The organism is Herbiconiux sp., assembly GCF_023264855.1.
Lineage (GTDB): Bacteria > Actinomycetota > Actinomycetes > Actinomycetales > Microbacteriaceae > Herbiconiux.
On record NZ_JAHFUW010000037.1, the window covers coordinates 1 to 14,745 of the forward strand.

Consider the following 14,745-nt stretch of genomic DNA (forward strand, 5'->3'; position numbering starts at 1 on the left):
GCCCTTTCGAGTGAGAGTTAGAAGGCTTCTCGAAGGTGTCCCCGGTGGCCACGCTGTTCTTTCAGTGGGGCCGTTGTTACTCGGGGTTCGTTACACCACTCTACGGGGCACTACTATGAGAGCGGCGAGAAGCGCTGGTACCTCCGGTTCTATTGGCCCGAGGTGAGGCCACGATATGGGCAATTAGCGGATCGACAAATCCTGGAAGGCTACAAGGAACTGGCAACTACTGCCGCTCTCGAGTCCAAGCACCTCTACCTGCCTAACGCGGGTCTCACGGGTTGGGTTGTCACTGCTTTAGGTGCCAACGGCTTCTCTACAGGCACCTCATGGGGTGAACAGGCCTTCGCTCGACAAGCTAGGGCTGGCGGTAGACCAGGCCAGGCGCCACCCCCGCGGATCAAGCGTGTTTTCGACTCGAAGTTACTTCACACGATCGAGCAGACAGAGTTCGACAGGCTCGTCGCGTTGCGAGGTCACAAGAAGTACAACAGCTCGTTTTCTCTTGAGATGGAAACCGATGGTCATGACCACGCTCTGGCTGGACTTCACTACCTGATGGCAGTAGCCGACTTGCAGGCCCAACTTTCAACTCAGCGCCCGAACCTTGCTGCGCTGCGTCGAGTGCGTAAAGGGTTGAAGTTCATCGACGGTCTCGATCGTGTTGACAAACCCACGGGCGCCAACAGGCCAACGCACCTTGACGTTTGGGAATCAGTCCTGAGTTAGCTCAGGCACCGTCCAGCCGAATACTGGATAGATCTGTCCATTCATCTGGCCTCGACCCCACATTTCAAGGCACCGTTCTGCGATCAGCATTCTTCCGACGAGCGTGCGCTCTGGCTGAATGCGGCGAGGTCGGACAAGAACCCGCGAGCGTTGCGACTGCGAGTCGACGGCAATCACGCCAACCCCGCCTTCGGCGACGCGATCGAGATGAGGCGTGATCGATCTCATACCAGAAGCGTCCAGCGCAATATAGGCGGCGTCTGCCGACATTTGTTGTCGACGCGCTTGTCCGATCGCCTTTGTCCAGTCACGCAGCTTTGCTTCGACTGTCACAACGCGTTGTGCAATCCACCGAGCTTCGCCGCGTCGACGAACTAGACCATCCACTTCGGTTACCCAGCCTTGTTGAATCAACAGCGGTACAACCGCGCGCCGAACGTAGTCCGGAGACCTTCGGATGCGACGCGCAAGTTCCCCGATCTGCAGCGGCCCAGACGTAATCGCAAGGACTGCTTTGACTTCGGCCTCTGTTGCAAGCGGACGAACCTCGCCCTCGCGCCGGGCCTGGATCGCACGTGCGTCGAAGCGTACTCCTGCCAAGTCCGGCACCCCAGCGACGGAGGGCACTTCGGCGAATACCTTAACGTCTATTCCCACGCGGTGCCCGAATGCCATCCTCGGCAAATCGCGTCGCAGGGATGGGATCATATCGGCCTCGTACCTGAACGGCGTTGCACAGGCAGGCGTTGCTGTTATCGCGTTTGACAACGTTGAACTCCTGGTTGGTCAGTTGCGAAGGTCCAATGACTCCATCTTAAGCCCTCAATTTATGCAGGCTAGGAGTCGATGACGATTGATTTAGGGTGTGCGAGATGAGTGGTTGGATCCCGAGGTGCTCACCGCGAGTCCCCGGTCTAAGGGGTGGCGCGTGCCCGATGTCGACTTCGTGGTTGGCAGCGCATCATTCGCAGCCGAGGCTCGCTAGCGCCAGCGCACTACCGCGACGCCCCAGGCCGAGAGGCCGACGACGAGGCGTTGCCGTGCGACGATGGCTCGGCCATCCGTGAGCTCCTCGATCTCGGCGACCTCGCCGAGGTTGGGGACGTCGACGAAGTGCTCGCTGTACGGGGCGCCGATGAGGAAGAGCACCGACCAGTCGTCGCTCGTTCCGCGGCGCCACTGCACGGTCGCACCGTCGGTGCCGCGCACGCGCGCCGAGATCGTGACTCCTGCGCGGCTCACCAGATGGCTGGAGAAATCGGGCACGTCCGACGAGGGCGTGAGGCTGTGCGCGAGGCCGGGGAAACTGCCGATCGAGATCACCGACCCGGCACCGAGAGCGCGCTCCACGGCGATCGGGTGGCCGTCGTCGGTGCCGAGCACCCGCGCATCCGCCGGGTCGTAGTGCTCGAGCCAGCTCGCGGCGGGGAGCTGGAACTTCGCGCCGTCGAGCTCCAGCGAGAGGGTTCCGGATGCGGGCAGCTCGCGCCGACCGAGCGAGCGCAGGCCGAGGGTGCTCGCGCCGCGCGACCCGGGTGGGTGGTAGAAGGCCTCCTCGTCGAACGCCGCTAGGTCGGCCTCGGTCAGGAGCAGGCCGCCGCGCTCCACCCAGGCGGCGACGGCCGACAGCGCAGCCGGGGGAACGCTCAGCGGCCAGGGGAGCACGAGGAGCTTGAGGTCCGAAAGGCGCGAGAGGTGATCGGGGTCGAGCACCTCATAGGGCAGCTGCAGCTCCTCGAACACCCGCATCCAGCCGAGCATGCTCTCGCGCGTCTGCAGCCCGAAGGTGCCGTCCTGCGCCCACTCGAGATAGTAGGTGTCAGGGAGGAACAGCACGCCCACCTGGGCGGGCTCCGGGCGGTAGGCGTCGAGGAAGTCGCCGTGCTCGGCGAGGATGCCGGCCGTGCGCGCCATCGCCTCAGCCCGCGCAGAAGCGTGGCCGTCGTCGCCGGCGAAACCGAAACCGCCCGACTCGCGGCCGAGCACCTCGTCGCGCCACTGCCAGACGATCGTGCCCTTCGCGCCGCGGCCCATCCCGTTCCACAGCCAGCGCTGCTGCTCGTCGGCCCGCACGGCGGGCAGCACGTGATGGCCGAGCCGGCCACCGCCGCCCTGCAGCTCGGCCAGCCAGAACGGACGATCGCCGGCGGCACTGCGGGTGGCCTCGATGCGCAGACCGAGGTCGAGCATCGACATGCCCTGCAGGTGCGGAAAGCTCGAGCATCCGTAACCGTCGAGCTCGGCGGCGAGCGCGAAGTCGTTGCCCCGCGACAGCGGCTGCTCGAACAGGCTGCCGGCCGAGTTCACCGAGGGTTCGCCGCAGTGGGCCGAGATCGGATGCGACGGGTCGGCGGCGCGAATCGTGTCGCGCCGGAAGCGCAGATGCTCGGCGGCGCGCTCCGTGAGGAAGCGCTGGAACGCCACGAGGTCGGTGTAGGGCAGCCCCGGCTTCCGGCCGGGCTGCACGTCGTCCCATGTCGCGAACCGCCGCCGCCAGGCCCGCGCCACCCCGTCGAGGTCGCCGTACCGCGACACAAGCCACGAGTGGAACGCCCGGATGCTCGCGGGGCTGTAGTCCAGGTATCCGTCGCCCTCCATCGCCCAGCGGTTCTCGTTCCAGCAGTCCCACGCCACGAGCGCGGGATGCGAGGCGAAGTGCCGCGCAGCCGCGTCGAGGAAGTCGCGCATGTGCCCCAGCACCCGCGGGTCGTCGATCGAGCCGCCGGGCGTGACCCCGGCCTGCGCCTCGACCCGGGTGGTCGACGGCGTGACCCGGCCCAGATGGTCGACCATCGCGGCATCCGGATACCGGCGCAGCAGCCACGCCGGCTGCATCTCGGCGATCGTGCTGATCACCACACGCAGACCACGAGCGTGCGCGAGATCCAGGATGCGGTCGTAGTCACCCCACTCGAACTCACCCGGCGTCGCCTCCACCCAGCCCCAGATCAGCCAGAGCTGCACGGTGCCGAACCCGGCCTGCGCGATGTCGGCGATGTCCTGCTCCCACAGCGCGGGGTCGGGCGACGGCGGGCGGTAGTACTGAACCCCGAGCAGCATGTCAGACGAACTCCTGCCGGATCGAGCCGAGCCCGTCGATCTCGGTGACGAGGATGTTCCCGGGCCTGAGGAACTCCTCGGGGGTGCGGCCCTGGCCTACACCGGCGGGCGTTCCGGTGAAGACGAGATCGCCCGGCTGCAGCTCGACGATGGCCGAGAGCTGCTCGATGATCGCCGGGATCGTGAAGATCATGTCCCGGGTGCGGCCGTCCTGCAGCACGCGCTCCCGTCCGGACGCGTCGATGCTGCGGCAGCTCACCCGCAGGTCGTCACGGTCCCGACCGGCCGAGATCTCGGCCACACTCACCACCGCGGGTCCCGTCGGCGCATAACCCTGGAACGACTTGCCGAGGCTGAACTGCGCCGACGCACCCCACCACTGCACGTCGCGGTCGCTGATGTCCTGCCCGATCGTGAGACCGGCGATGCGGTCCCACGCCTCCGCGGCCGGGATGTCGCGCCCGCCCGTGCCGATCACGACCACGAGCTCCGCCTCCCAGTCGACCCGCTCGCCCGACAACCGCACCACGGCGTCGGGGCCGGTGAGACTGGAGGCGAACTTCGTGAAGACGAGCGGATGCTCCGGCAGCTCGAGCCCGGATTCCGCGGCGTGGTCGGCGTAGTTGAGCCCGACGGCGAGGATCTGACCGGGCCGGGGCACCGGCGGCCCGAGCGTGGTGAGGTCGACGTCGACCGCACGCGGGTGCCGGTCGACGTCGATCCCCTCGCCCCACTGGCACAGTTCGCGCCACGAGGTGTAGACCCGCTGCGGGTCGGCCGGGAAGCGGCCGGCGCCGGCAGTGGCGATGTCGAGCGCGCGGATGTCGCCGAGCAGCACCGCGCGGCCGTTCAGGTTCGCGACCCGCATCAGATCGTCACCGACTCGAACCAGGTACGCGCGAGCAGCTCGCGACCGGCGTCGGTCGGATGCACGCCGTCCCAGAGGAGCCCGGCCCGATCGCGCTCGTAGCCCGCCCGGGTGAATGCCACGTCGGCCTCCACGAGCTGGGCGTCGAACTCGCGCGCGAGCCCGCGGACGACCTCGATCTTGGGGTCGAGGTCTTCGCGCCAGCCCGCCTGCTCGGGTGTGAGGGCGAGCAGGAACGGCTCGATCAGAACCAGGCGCGCCCCGGCATCCGTCGCCCGCGTCACCAGGTCGCGGTACGAAGCCTCGAACGCCTCGGTGGAGGTGGCCTCGCCGCCGTCGTAGCGGCGCCAGGTGTCGTTGATGCCCACGTGGATCGACACCACGTCGGGGTCGTGCCCGAGGCAGTCGCGGTCGAAACGGGCCGCGAGGTCGACCGCCCGGTTGCCGCCGATGCCGGTGTTGACCACGCGGCCGTCGAAGCCGGCCTCGGCACGACGACGGGCCACGCGCGCCACGTAGCCGGTTCCGAGGTCGTGCGGATCGTCGATCCGTCGTCCGTCTTCGGTGATGCTGTCTCCGATGAAGACCAGATTCTGTGCCACTCGTGTGCTCACTTCGCGTAGTCGGCCGACTGGGCGAAGGCCACGAGCACTTTGCCCGGGATCTCGTCGCCGTTGGCCAGGTTCATGAACGCCTCGTCGGCGCTCTCGGGTCCGATCACTCGGCTGATGAGGGCCCCGGCGGTCAGGGGGTTGTCGGCGACCAGCTCGGCGGCATCGGCGAAATCGCGAGCCGAGTACGTGAAGCTGCCGACCAGGGTGCGCTCGGCGGTGCTGATCTGGAAGGCGTCGAGGCGCACCTGCGGCTCACCCATGCCGACGAGGCAGACCGTGCCGCCGAGCATCGTGCAGGCGAGGGCGTCGGCGATCGAGTGCGTGCTGCCCACGGCGTCGATGGCGACGTCGACGGGGCCGCCGAGCCGGCCGAGAGCGCCGGCGAGATCGCCCGCCGACGGATCGATCACCGGAACGCCCATCCCTTCGAGCAGTCTCCGGCGGGCCGGGCTGATCTCGCTGACGGAGATCTCCGCAACACCGAGTGCCTGCAGAACCAGCACCACCGACTGCCCGATCGGCCCTCCGCCGACGACCAGCACGCGCTGCTGCCCGGTCACCCCGGCGCGGCGGATGGCGTGCAGGGCGACGGCGGTCGGCTCCACCAGGGCGCCGTGCGCGACGGGCATGCCGTCGGCGAGCCGCAGCACGTTGGCCGCGGGCACCACCACGTAGTCGGCGAAGGAGGCGTACCGGGCCGGATCGACGCCGATCACCGACTTGCGGGGCGAGTGCTGCTCGCGGTCGACGAACTCCACCCGGTCTTCGAGAGGGAGCACGACGGGGTTGAAGGTCACCGCGTCTCCGACGGCCAAGCCGAGCGGCTGATCCCCGGGCCCGAATCCCTCGATCGTTCCCGAGCTCTCGTGACCCATCACCTGGCCGAGCGCCCGGCGCCCGTTGTGACCGGTGTATCCGTGGATGTCCGAGCCGCAGATGCCCGTGAACGCCACCCGGATCAGCACCTCGCCGATCGGCACCTCCGGTATGGGGCGATCGGCCAGGGCCATGCGCCCGAATTCCTCCAGGACCAGTGTTCGCACGGTCGATTTCCTCTCGTCTCGCATCGTCGCATCGGAGTCGCCCGACGTCCGTCGAAGCGGTCCCACCCTATCAAAAAGTTCACCCGAATGATAACAAGTTCGAAATACAGAACTTTTCCCTGGCTTCTTCGTCGATTTCCCGGCTATAGTTCGAAATCATGATTGACGGCTCACAGTCGAGAACCGCAGGCGTGACGATCGCCCGCACCGAGATCTTTCCCATCAACCTGCCCGCCACGCCGGACCAGGTTGCGGCCGGGTACTACCACCGCTACTGCGTGGTGCGCCTGACCACGACCGAGGGCGTGCGCGGCCACAGCTTCGCGGGGCCCATCGACCGCGCGGTCTGGCCGGCGGTCGTCGCCGCCACCGAAGGGTCGTCGATCACCGACATCGACGGGATGCTGCGCCGCGGCCTCAATCGCGGCGCCGGCGCCGAGCACGCGGCCTGGGACGCCCTGGGCAAGACGCTCGGCGAACCCGTGCACGCTCTGCTGGGCGGCGCGCGGATGCAGCAACTCAAGGCCTACGTCACGCTCGTCTGGCCGGGCGACCCCTCGCAGTCGCACGTCAGTCACGCCCAGACCGTCGACGCCGTGCTGGCCTACCAGGCGGCGGGGTTCGAGGGCGTGAAGATCCGCTGCTGGCGGGAGCCCGGCGAGAACGCGCGAGTGTGCGAAGCGATCCTGGCCGCGACCGGCCCGGACTTCACCCTGATGGTCGATCGCACCGCCCACGTCTCCGGCGCCACCTGGAGCTACGAGCAGGCGCTCGCCGAGGCGCGCGAACTGCAGGACGTCGGGGTGCGCTGGCTCGAGGAACCGCTCGACCGTTACGACCTGAGCGGCCAGGCCCGGCTCGCCGACGAGATCGACATGCAGATCGTGGGCGGAGAGGGCTACACGACGCCGGAGGAGTTCGCCGCGGCGCTCGTGGCGCGCAGTTTCGACGTGATCCAGCCGGATGCGTCGATCGCCAACGGCATCCTGCCCACCGTTCGCGTAGCAGCGACGGCCGAGGCGCTGGGCGTGCCGGTGTGCCTGCACGGCACGGGCGGACTGCGGCTGCCGGGGTGGCTCCAGGCTGCCGCGCTCATCGGGCCGGAATGGCAGGAGCTCGCGATCATCCCGCCGACGCTGCATCCGGATGAGGCGTGGAGCCTGAACGAGAGCGTGATCCGCAGTGCGCCGTGGAGCGTCGACCGCGGGCGGATCAGCGTGCCGACGGCGCCCGGGCTCGGCATCGACGTCGACGACGACGCGCTCGACCGCTACCGGATCGGCTAGCCGCCGATGGCCGTGCGCCTCACGCGCCTCACCGTCGAGCACGCCGAGGAGCCGCTCGGCGTCGACGTGCGGCCCCGCTTCGGCTGGGTGGTCGACGGCGGGGGAGCCGGCACCCGGGTACGCAGCTGGCGGCTCGAGCTGTTCGCGCCGAACGGGGAGCGCCTCTGGACTCGCGACGACCCGAGCGGTGGCCCGGGCGTCGACGTCGAGTACGACGGACCCGCACTCCGCTCCCTGACCCGGTACCGCTGGCAGGTCACCGTGACGGCCGATGAGGGCACGACGCGAGCATCCTCGGCGTTCGTCACGGGCATCCTCGACGACGACTGGCGTGGAGCGAAGTGGATCTCCCACCCCACCCCGGGCGGCGCCGCACCGCTGTTGCGCCAGGAGTTCACGGTGCCGCAGATCGCCGAGCCCCGGCCGGCCGCACCGAGCTACCTCGTGGTCGGCGCCGGCGGCTATGCGCGCCCCGAGATCAACGGCATGCTCGTGCCCGGCTTCGACCTCGCCCCCGGGTTCACCGACTACGACGTCACCGCCCAGTACGTCATGGTGGAGATCACCGAGTTCCTGGTGCCCGGCCGCAACGCCATCGGCGTCGAGCTCGGCCGCGGCTTCTACGGCATGGCCGCGCCCTCCACCTGGAACTGGGAGACCGCGCCGTGGCACGACGAGCCCTGTGTGCGCCTCCTGATCGTGACGGGCGACGAGGTGCTCGCGCTCTCCGACGAGAGCTGGCGGGCCGTCGACGGCCCCACCCGCTACGACGATCTCTACGGCGGCGAGGACTTCGACGCGCGGTGCGACCGCCCGGGCTTCTCCCTGGGCGGCTACGACGACGAGGGCTGGGCGCCGGTCACGCGCGCGAAAGGCCCCCGCGGCCGGAGCGTCGACCAGCGCCAGCAACCGATCGCGGTCATGCAGACCTTCGCTCCCGATCGGGTGGAGCAGAGAGCGCCGGGCCGGTGGCTCTTCACCTTTCCCCGGGTGATCGCGGGACGCATCCGTCTCCAGCTCGACGGCGCAGCGGGGCAGGTGGTGACCGTCCGCACGGCCGAGCGGCTCCGGGCGGACGGCCGGCCCGACAACGACGATCCGCTCGGCTACTACGCGGGGCGGTTCCAGGAGAGCCGGATCACTCTCGCCGGAGAGCCGCTCGGCTGGACGCAGCGGTTCGGCTACCAGGGCTTCCGGTACGTGGAGGTCGAGGCGGCGCGCGAACCCGTGGTCGAGGCCGAGCTGCTGCACAGCGCGGTCGCCCGCACCGGCCGCTTCCACTGCTCGAACGCCTTGCTGAACCGCCTGCACGACCTGACCGTCGGCACCGTGCTCAACAATCTGCACGGGCTGCCGACCGACACCCCGAAGTTCGAGAAGAACGGCTGGACGGGCGACGGGATGCTGGGCGCCGAGCTCATGCTGCTGAATCTCGACAGCCACGAGCTCCTCGCGAAGTGGGCGGACGACATCGCGGCCTCGCGCCACGGCGAGGGGGCGCCCGAGGTGATCGCACCGCACGGCGGCTGGTCGATGGACTGGACGCCGGCGCCGCCCTGGCATGCGTCGCTGCTGTTCGTGCCGTGGGAGATCTACTGGCAGCGCGGCGACGTGCGCGTGCTCGCCGACACCTGGCCCGACGCGAGCGCCTACCTCGAGTTCGAGCTGTCGCGCTGGCCGGACGGGATCGCCGACTCGACCCTGGGCGACTGGGTGAGTCCGGATGCCGACCCCGGCGGCGGCAACGCGCCCGAAGACACCCGCGTGGCGGCCACCGCACTCCTCATCGCGGCTCTCGACATCGCCGCCCGCACGGCCGCCGTGCTCGGTCACGACTCGCACCGCTGGAGCGCCCACGCCGGCCGCCTGCGCCGGCGCTTCGTCGAGGAGTTCTTCGCCGCCGATCGCGAACAGGTCGTGGGCGCGGGGGACCGGGGAGACCGCCAGACCCACCAGGTGCTCGCGCTCGCCTTCGACCTGCTGCCGGAGCGGCACCGCCGGCCGGTGGCCGACACCCTGGCCCGGCTGATCCGGGAGAACGGCGACCACCTGAACACCGGCGCCCTCGGCACCAAGTACCTGCTGCCGCAGCTCACCCGCTACGGTCACGCCGATACGGCGCTCGCCGTGGCGCTGCAGACCGACTATCCGAGCTGGGGCCTCTGGGTCGAGGCGGGTGCGACCTCGCTCTGGGAGCACTGGAGCCCGGCCGCCCGGTCGCACGGTCACTACTTCCTCGGCACCATCGACGATTGGCTGTTCCGCTCCGTCGCCGGCATCTCCCCGGCGGCGGCCGGCTGGCGCGAGATCCGGATCGAACCCGCCGTGCTCGGCCTGGCCTCCGCCGAGGCCGAGGTGCTCACCCCGCTCGGGCGGGCCGGAGTCAGCTGGCGCACCGAGGGGCCCGGCGTCGTCATCGACGTCGAGATCCCGGTGGGAGCCGTGGCGACCGTGCGGCTCGGAGAGAGCGAATGGGCGGTCGCCGCCGGCCGGCACCGTCTGAATGGCCAGGTGCCGGCCGATCAGCCGCGCCTCGCGTCGTCGTCGTAGAGGCTCTCGATCACCTCGACCGCGCGGGCAGCGCGCTCCGCACCGGCCGTGAGGGTCATCAGAGGCTCATCGGAGTGGCCGGCGCGCACCTGGGCCACCGCGTCGATCAGGGTGCTGACCGGGGCGCCGTTCGGATAGGCCGACTCGCCCTCGCCCGGTTCGACGTGGCCGCTCGCGCCATCCGCCGTCGCCCAGTCGAGCGTCGCCCGGGCGAGGTCGTGCCGCGCCGATCCGGCGGTGCCGAGATAGCTGACGGACTGCTGCGCGGCCAGGCCGGGCAGGGCGCCTCCCGAGGAGAAGACGGTCGCGACCGCCGTGCCGGAGAGCTGCAGTGAGATCGCGTTGGCCGTGTCCATGCCGGGGGAGACGAACACGCTCTCGCCGGTGATCCGCTCCGGCCGTGCCCCCGTGGCATCCATGATCGCCGAGACCACGTGGGAGGTTTGGGACTGGCCGTGACCGCCGCCGGAGACCGCAACATCCGCGTAGGTTTCGGGCAGCGGAGCGACGGTGTGCGGACGATTCACGCGCCGGAGGTATTCGTCGACGTCGCCGGTATAGAGGGGAGCCGTGTACGACTCGAACACGGCGTGCACGCCGACGAGGTCACCCAGCCTGCCCTCCGTCAGCAGCGCGCGAATCGCTCGTGCCGCCGCGGTGTACTGGTAGGGCAGGCTCACCGAGAGGCCGACGCGCCGCGAGGCGGCGAGGCGCACGAGTTCGTGGGCCTCGGCGGCCTGCAGGGTGAAGGGCTTCTCCACGAGCACGCTGACCTCGCTCAGGATGCCGGCCCGTGCGGCTCCGGCGTGGAACGCGGCGGGGGAGGCGACCACCAGCACGTCGAGGTCGCACACCGCCAGCATCTCCTCGACCGTCGAGAATCCCCGCGTATCCGGAGCCCCCGCCGTCACGGAGGCGAGGCGCGCCGGGTCGGGGTCGCTCGCCGCGACCAGCGCCGCATCCGGATGCGCCTCGATGGCCGGCACGTGCGCGTGCGCGGCCCACCAGCCGCAGCCGGTCAGACCTACTCGAATCATCATGCCTCCTCATGCGGAACTGGCCCGCGATGCGCGATCGCGGGCCAGATCCTGTGGGTTCGGTGCTACTGCTGCGCCCAGTCGTCGGTCCACTTGCCGTCGGAGGCGACCTCTTTCGCGCTGGTCGTCCACTGGTCCAGCGTCTCGGTGAGCTGGTCGTCGAGCGACTTGTTGCCCGTCAGGTAACCCGTGTAGATCGCCTGCCCGAGAAGCGCCTTGGGCAGCAGTGCCGGCTGCGGAACGGTGGGGCTGAGGGCCCAGTCGCCCGTGGTGAGCCCCTCGAGTCCCGGTGCGGGCTTCGCGTCGGCGAGGGCGGGGATGCCGCCGGTCTTGTCGAGCCAGGGCTGGATGCCCACGGGGCTGGAGGCGAATTGCAGGAACTTCACGGCCGCGTCGAGCTTGTCGCCCTCGGTGGTGGCCGGGATCATGTAGCTCGTTCCGCCCGTGTTCGCACCGGAGCGGGCGCCCTCACCGGTGGAGAGCGGGCTGTCCTGCTTCGTGATCGTCGGGAACGGGAGGGTTCCGTAGTCCCAGCCGACGTCGTCGAGGCTGGTCGCCGAGAAGTTGGCGCCGAACGACATCGCGGCCTTTCCGGCCAGGAATTCCTGGGCGCCGGTGAAGGCGGCCCCCGTGCTGGCCACACCAGACCAGTTCGGGGTGGCGCACGCGTCGACGACCTCCTTGGCGAGGGTGAACGCCTCACCGATCTCGGGGGTGTTCTGCGGGGTGAACTCCCCGGTGAGAACGCCCTTCGAATAGTCCTTCACCGAGATCTGCTTCGAGGTGCCGGGCTTGCCGTCGGGCCCGTAGTAGTTCAGTTCGTCGAAGTACTTGGTGAGCAGCATCGAGGTGATCGGCTTCACCACGTTCGCCTGGGCGAGGTAGCTGTTGTCGAAGGCCAGGGGCGTGAAGCCCGCCGCGCTGATCGCCTTGCAGTCCGTGATGAGGTCGCCGTAAGTCGCGGGCGGCTCGTCGATGCCGGCGGCCGCGAACACGTCCTTGTTGTAGTAGATGCCGCTGAGATAGAGATTGAACGGCACGAACTCGTAGTGCTGCGCCGCATTGCGGCCCACGTTCGCCTCGCCGCCGATGTAGTCGGGGTTGAAGGCCGTGATCCACTTCTCGTTGCCCTCGATGTACGGATTCGGCTGCTCGAAGTAGTCGTCGAGAGCGACGACCTGATCGGGCTTGTGCGAGACCTGGTTGAAGATCAGCTCCGGGGCCGTTCCGGCGGCGAGCTGCGTCGAGAGCGTCTGGTAGAACTCGGTGAGCGGCAGCACCACCGTCTTCACCTCGATGTTCGGCTCGGCGGCCTCGAAGCGGTCGACGAGGTCCTCCCAGGCCGGTCCGAAGCTCTGCGGGTCGGTGTTCCACTGGTTCGGCCCGGCGATCGTGATGGTGGTCTTGTCCGAACTGGCGCCGGGAGCGCATCCGGCGAGTGCGAGGGCGGTGGCGGCGACCACCCCGAGCGCGATGATCGGTTTGAGCTTGCTATACATCCTTGTATTGCCCTTCTGTGTGAGTAATGACGATGTGTGATCGGTGACGAAGACGCCGGAGGTGCGGTCAGTGCGAGCCCGGGAGCCCACCCTGGATTCCGGCCAGGAAGTACTTGGAGAGAAAGAGGAACAGCAGCAGCAGCGGAAGGCTCGCGATCATGTAGCCCGCGAACATCGCGCCGTAGTCGGTGCCCGCCTGCCCACGGAAGAACAGCAGCCCGACGCTCACCGGCTTCAGGGCGTTGTCGGTCACCGTGAGCAGCGGCCAGAAGAAGTCGTTCCACACGCCGATCACGGTGAGCAGCGAGACGGTGCCGACGACCGGCAGCGACAGCGGAAGCATGATCGAGCGGAACAGGCGGCCCGCGCCGGCGCCGTCGACCCGTGCGGCGTCGAACAGCTCCTGCGGGATGCCCTCGATGAAGGTCTTCATCAGGATGGTGCCGAGCACCGCTCCCCCCGCGATCCTCGGGATGATCAGCACCCAGAGCGTGTTCAGCAGGTCGAGGTCGCGCATCATCACGAACAGCGGGATGAGGCTCGCGATGCTCGGCACCATGAGCAGGGCGATCACCATCGTGAAGAAGAACCGGCGGCCGGGGAACTGGAAGCGGGCGAAGACGTATCCCGAGAGCAGGCTCAGGGCGACGATCCCGACGATCGAGACCGCGGCGACCACGACGGAGACCAGCATGAACGGAGCGATCTGGTTCCAGGCCGTTCCGTAGTTCTCGAAGTGCAGGGGGAACGACGGTGCCCAGTAGCTCGTGGCGAACTGCTCGTTGGTCTTCACCGACGTGGTGAGCACGAAGAGGTAGGGCAGCAGCCCCACGGCCACGATCGTGATCAGGGCGATGTGGATGCCGGCGCCGCTGCGGCGGCGTCTCACCTTCGTGCGGGGAGGCCGGCTCGGGGCCTGGATGGTCGCTGCAGACATGACGGTCACATCCCTTTCACATTGGTCGTGGAATCGCGGCGCTTGGCGAGGGCCACGATCGTGCTGAAGACGATGGTGAGCACGAAGAGCGTGGTCGACAGCGCCGCCGCATAGCCCCAGTTGCCTCCGTTGAAGGCCTCGCTCAGCATGTGCAGCACGGGCACCGTCGTCGCGTTGTCGGGCCCTCCGCTGGTGAGGATGTAGGCGACGAACCCGTACTGCAGGGTCTCGATGACCACCAGCACGAGCAGCAGCTGCAGCTGCCGGCCCATCAGCGGCAGGTCGATCAGGAAGAGCCGCTGCATCCGGTTCACGCCGTCGAGCGAGCAGGCCTCGAAGATCTCCTTCGGGATGTTCTGCAGCGTCGAGTAGAACATCAGGAACGGCAGGCCCGCGATGAAAGGGAAGCCGATGAACAGCAGCGAGAGCAGGGCGAGGTGGGGGTCGCCCAGCCAGTTCTGGGCGAGCGACTCGAGGCCGATCGACGTGAGGAAGGTGTTGATGACTCCGTCGTTGGGCTGGTAGAGGAACGACCAGATCAGCGCGGTGACGACGCCCGGGAACGCCATGGGCACGATCAGGAGCGTGCGGTACACGAACTGCGCGCGCTCGCTGCGCAGGGAGATGAGCAGCTCTGCGGCCGCCAGCGGGATCACCCAGGAGACGACGCCGAAGACGAAGATGATGCCGAGGTTCTTGAACGACTCCCACCAGAGCTGATCGCCCATCATGGCGGAGTAATTGTCGAAGCCGATGAAGGTCGACTCCCCGCCCGGGTTCCAGTTCCAGAACGAGTGGAAGATGCCGCTCGCGGCGGGGTAGTAGCAGAACACCCCCAGCATGACGGCCAGCGGGACGAGCCCGAGATACGCTCCCCAGCTGATCGATCGCCGGCGCGGACGGCGCTTCGGCGGACGGGTGTCTGCGGTGATCACCATCGCATCCGGCACCACCCGGTCAGGTGTCTGTATGGCCATGTGCCCTCCACGTTGAGTAGGCGCCGGCTGCCGCGATCGAGGTGGAGATCGTCGGCGTCAGCGCGTGACCGAAAGCGCGCCTTCAAGGGCGCAATCGGCCGAACGCACGAAAGTCTCGCAGACCAAAAGGTTCATGTCAAGGAAT

Annotated in this window: 11 protein-coding genes; 2 read left to right on the plus strand and 9 right to left on the minus strand. The window is 68.7% G+C overall.

The features are described 5' to 3' along the window. Positions 1 to 714: 714 nt before the first annotated feature. The 5 genes from Q0D75_RS14485 to Q0D75_RS14505 form a co-directional block, all read right to left on the minus strand. On the minus strand, positions 715 to 1,437 hold the full coding sequence (locus Q0D75_RS14485; RefSeq protein WP_291054753.1) for a hypothetical protein: 723 nt from the start codon (positions 1,435 to 1,437) through the stop codon (positions 715 to 717). Between the two features lie 273 nt (positions 1,438 to 1,710). Next, the gene (locus tag Q0D75_RS14490) at positions 1,711 to 3,789 is read right to left on the minus strand and encodes an alpha-amylase family protein (protein ID WP_291054756.1); all 2,079 of its coding nucleotides are present in this window, start codon (positions 3,787 to 3,789) and stop codon (positions 1,711 to 1,713) included. A gap of 1 nt (position 3,790) precedes the next feature. Beyond that, positions 3,791 to 4,657 (minus strand): fumarylacetoacetate hydrolase family protein, encoded by an 867-nt coding sequence (locus tag Q0D75_RS14495; RefSeq protein ID WP_291054759.1) that lies wholly within the window; start codon positions 4,655 to 4,657, stop codon positions 3,791 to 3,793. Continuing rightward, positions 4,657 to 5,259 (minus strand): GDSL-type esterase/lipase family protein, encoded by a 603-nt coding sequence (locus Q0D75_RS14500; protein WP_291054762.1) that lies wholly within the window; start codon positions 5,257 to 5,259, stop codon positions 4,657 to 4,659. Before Q0D75_RS14500 ends, Q0D75_RS14495 begins: the two co-directional genes overlap by 1 nt. A gap of 8 nt (positions 5,260 to 5,267) precedes the next feature. Beyond that, entirely contained in the window at positions 5,268 to 6,314 is a 1,047-nt protein-coding gene (locus tag Q0D75_RS14505; protein WP_291054765.1) for a zinc-binding dehydrogenase, read from the minus strand. A gap of 158 nt (positions 6,315 to 6,472) precedes the next feature. Here Q0D75_RS14505 and Q0D75_RS14510 point away from each other — a divergent pair, with 158 nt between their 5' ends. Both Q0D75_RS14510 and Q0D75_RS14515 read left to right on the plus strand, forming a co-directional pair. Continuing rightward, positions 6,473 to 7,600 carry a mandelate racemase/muconate lactonizing enzyme family protein gene (locus tag Q0D75_RS14510; protein WP_291054768.1) on the plus strand — a complete coding sequence of 376 codons (1,128 nt, stop codon included), beginning with the start codon at positions 6,473 to 6,475 and terminating at the stop codon, positions 7,598 to 7,600. A 6-nt stretch (positions 7,601 to 7,606) separates the two neighbouring features. Further along, positions 7,607 to 10,150, plus strand: a complete 2,544-nt coding sequence (locus Q0D75_RS14515; RefSeq protein WP_291054771.1) for a family 78 glycoside hydrolase catalytic domain — start codon at positions 7,607 to 7,609, stop codon at positions 10,148 to 10,150. On the opposite strand, the gene Q0D75_RS14520 is transcribed toward Q0D75_RS14515, so the two are convergent. The 4 genes from Q0D75_RS14520 to Q0D75_RS14535 form a co-directional block, all read right to left on the minus strand. Next, positions 10,123 to 11,190, minus strand: coding sequence for a Gfo/Idh/MocA family oxidoreductase (locus Q0D75_RS14520; protein ID WP_291054774.1), 1,068 nt, complete (start codon positions 11,188 to 11,190; stop codon positions 10,123 to 10,125). The genes Q0D75_RS14515 and Q0D75_RS14520 overlap by 28 nt on opposite strands. 62 nt (positions 11,191 to 11,252) lie before the next feature. Further along, the gene (locus tag Q0D75_RS14525; protein ID WP_291054777.1) at positions 11,253 to 12,686 is read right to left on the minus strand and encodes an extracellular solute-binding protein; all 1,434 of its coding nucleotides are present in this window, start codon (positions 12,684 to 12,686) and stop codon (positions 11,253 to 11,255) included. A 67-nt stretch (positions 12,687 to 12,753) separates the two neighbouring features. After that, positions 12,754 to 13,623, minus strand: coding sequence for a carbohydrate ABC transporter permease (locus Q0D75_RS14530; RefSeq protein WP_291054780.1), 870 nt, complete (start codon positions 13,621 to 13,623; stop codon positions 12,754 to 12,756). A gap of 5 nt (positions 13,624 to 13,628) precedes the next feature. Next, entirely contained in the window at positions 13,629 to 14,600 is a 972-nt protein-coding gene (locus Q0D75_RS14535; protein ID WP_291054783.1) for a sugar ABC transporter permease, read from the minus strand. Positions 14,601 to 14,745: the final 145 nt, after the last annotated feature.

Coding starts and splice junctions, on each gene's coding strand:
- Q0D75_RS14535 (WP_291054783.1), bottom strand. CDS start 14,600: ATGGCCATACAGACACCTGACCGGGTGGTGCCGGATGCGATGGTGATC.
- Q0D75_RS14490 (WP_291054756.1), bottom strand. CDS start 3,789: ATGCTGCTCGGGGTTCAGTACTACCGCCCGCCGTCGCCCGACCCCGCG.
- Q0D75_RS14510 (WP_291054768.1), top strand. CDS start 6,473: ATGATTGACGGCTCACAGTCGAGAACCGCAGGCGTGACGATCGCCCGC.
- Q0D75_RS14520 (WP_291054774.1), bottom strand. CDS start 11,190: ATGATGATTCGAGTAGGTCTGACCGGCTGCGGCTGGTGGGCCGCGCAC.
- Q0D75_RS14515 (WP_291054771.1), top strand. CDS start 7,607: ATGGCCGTGCGCCTCACGCGCCTCACCGTCGAGCACGCCGAGGAGCCG.
- Q0D75_RS14530 (WP_291054780.1), bottom strand. CDS start 13,623: ATGTCTGCAGCGACCATCCAGGCCCCGAGCCGGCCTCCCCGCACGAAG.
- Q0D75_RS14525 (WP_291054777.1), bottom strand. CDS start 12,686: ATGTATAGCAAGCTCAAACCGATCATCGCGCTCGGGGTGGTCGCCGCC.
- Q0D75_RS14495 (WP_291054759.1), bottom strand. CDS start 4,657: ATGCGGGTCGCGAACCTGAACGGCCGCGCGGTGCTGCTCGGCGACATC.
- Q0D75_RS14485 (WP_291054753.1), bottom strand. CDS start 1,437: ATGATCCCATCCCTGCGACGCGATTTGCCGAGGATGGCATTCGGGCAC.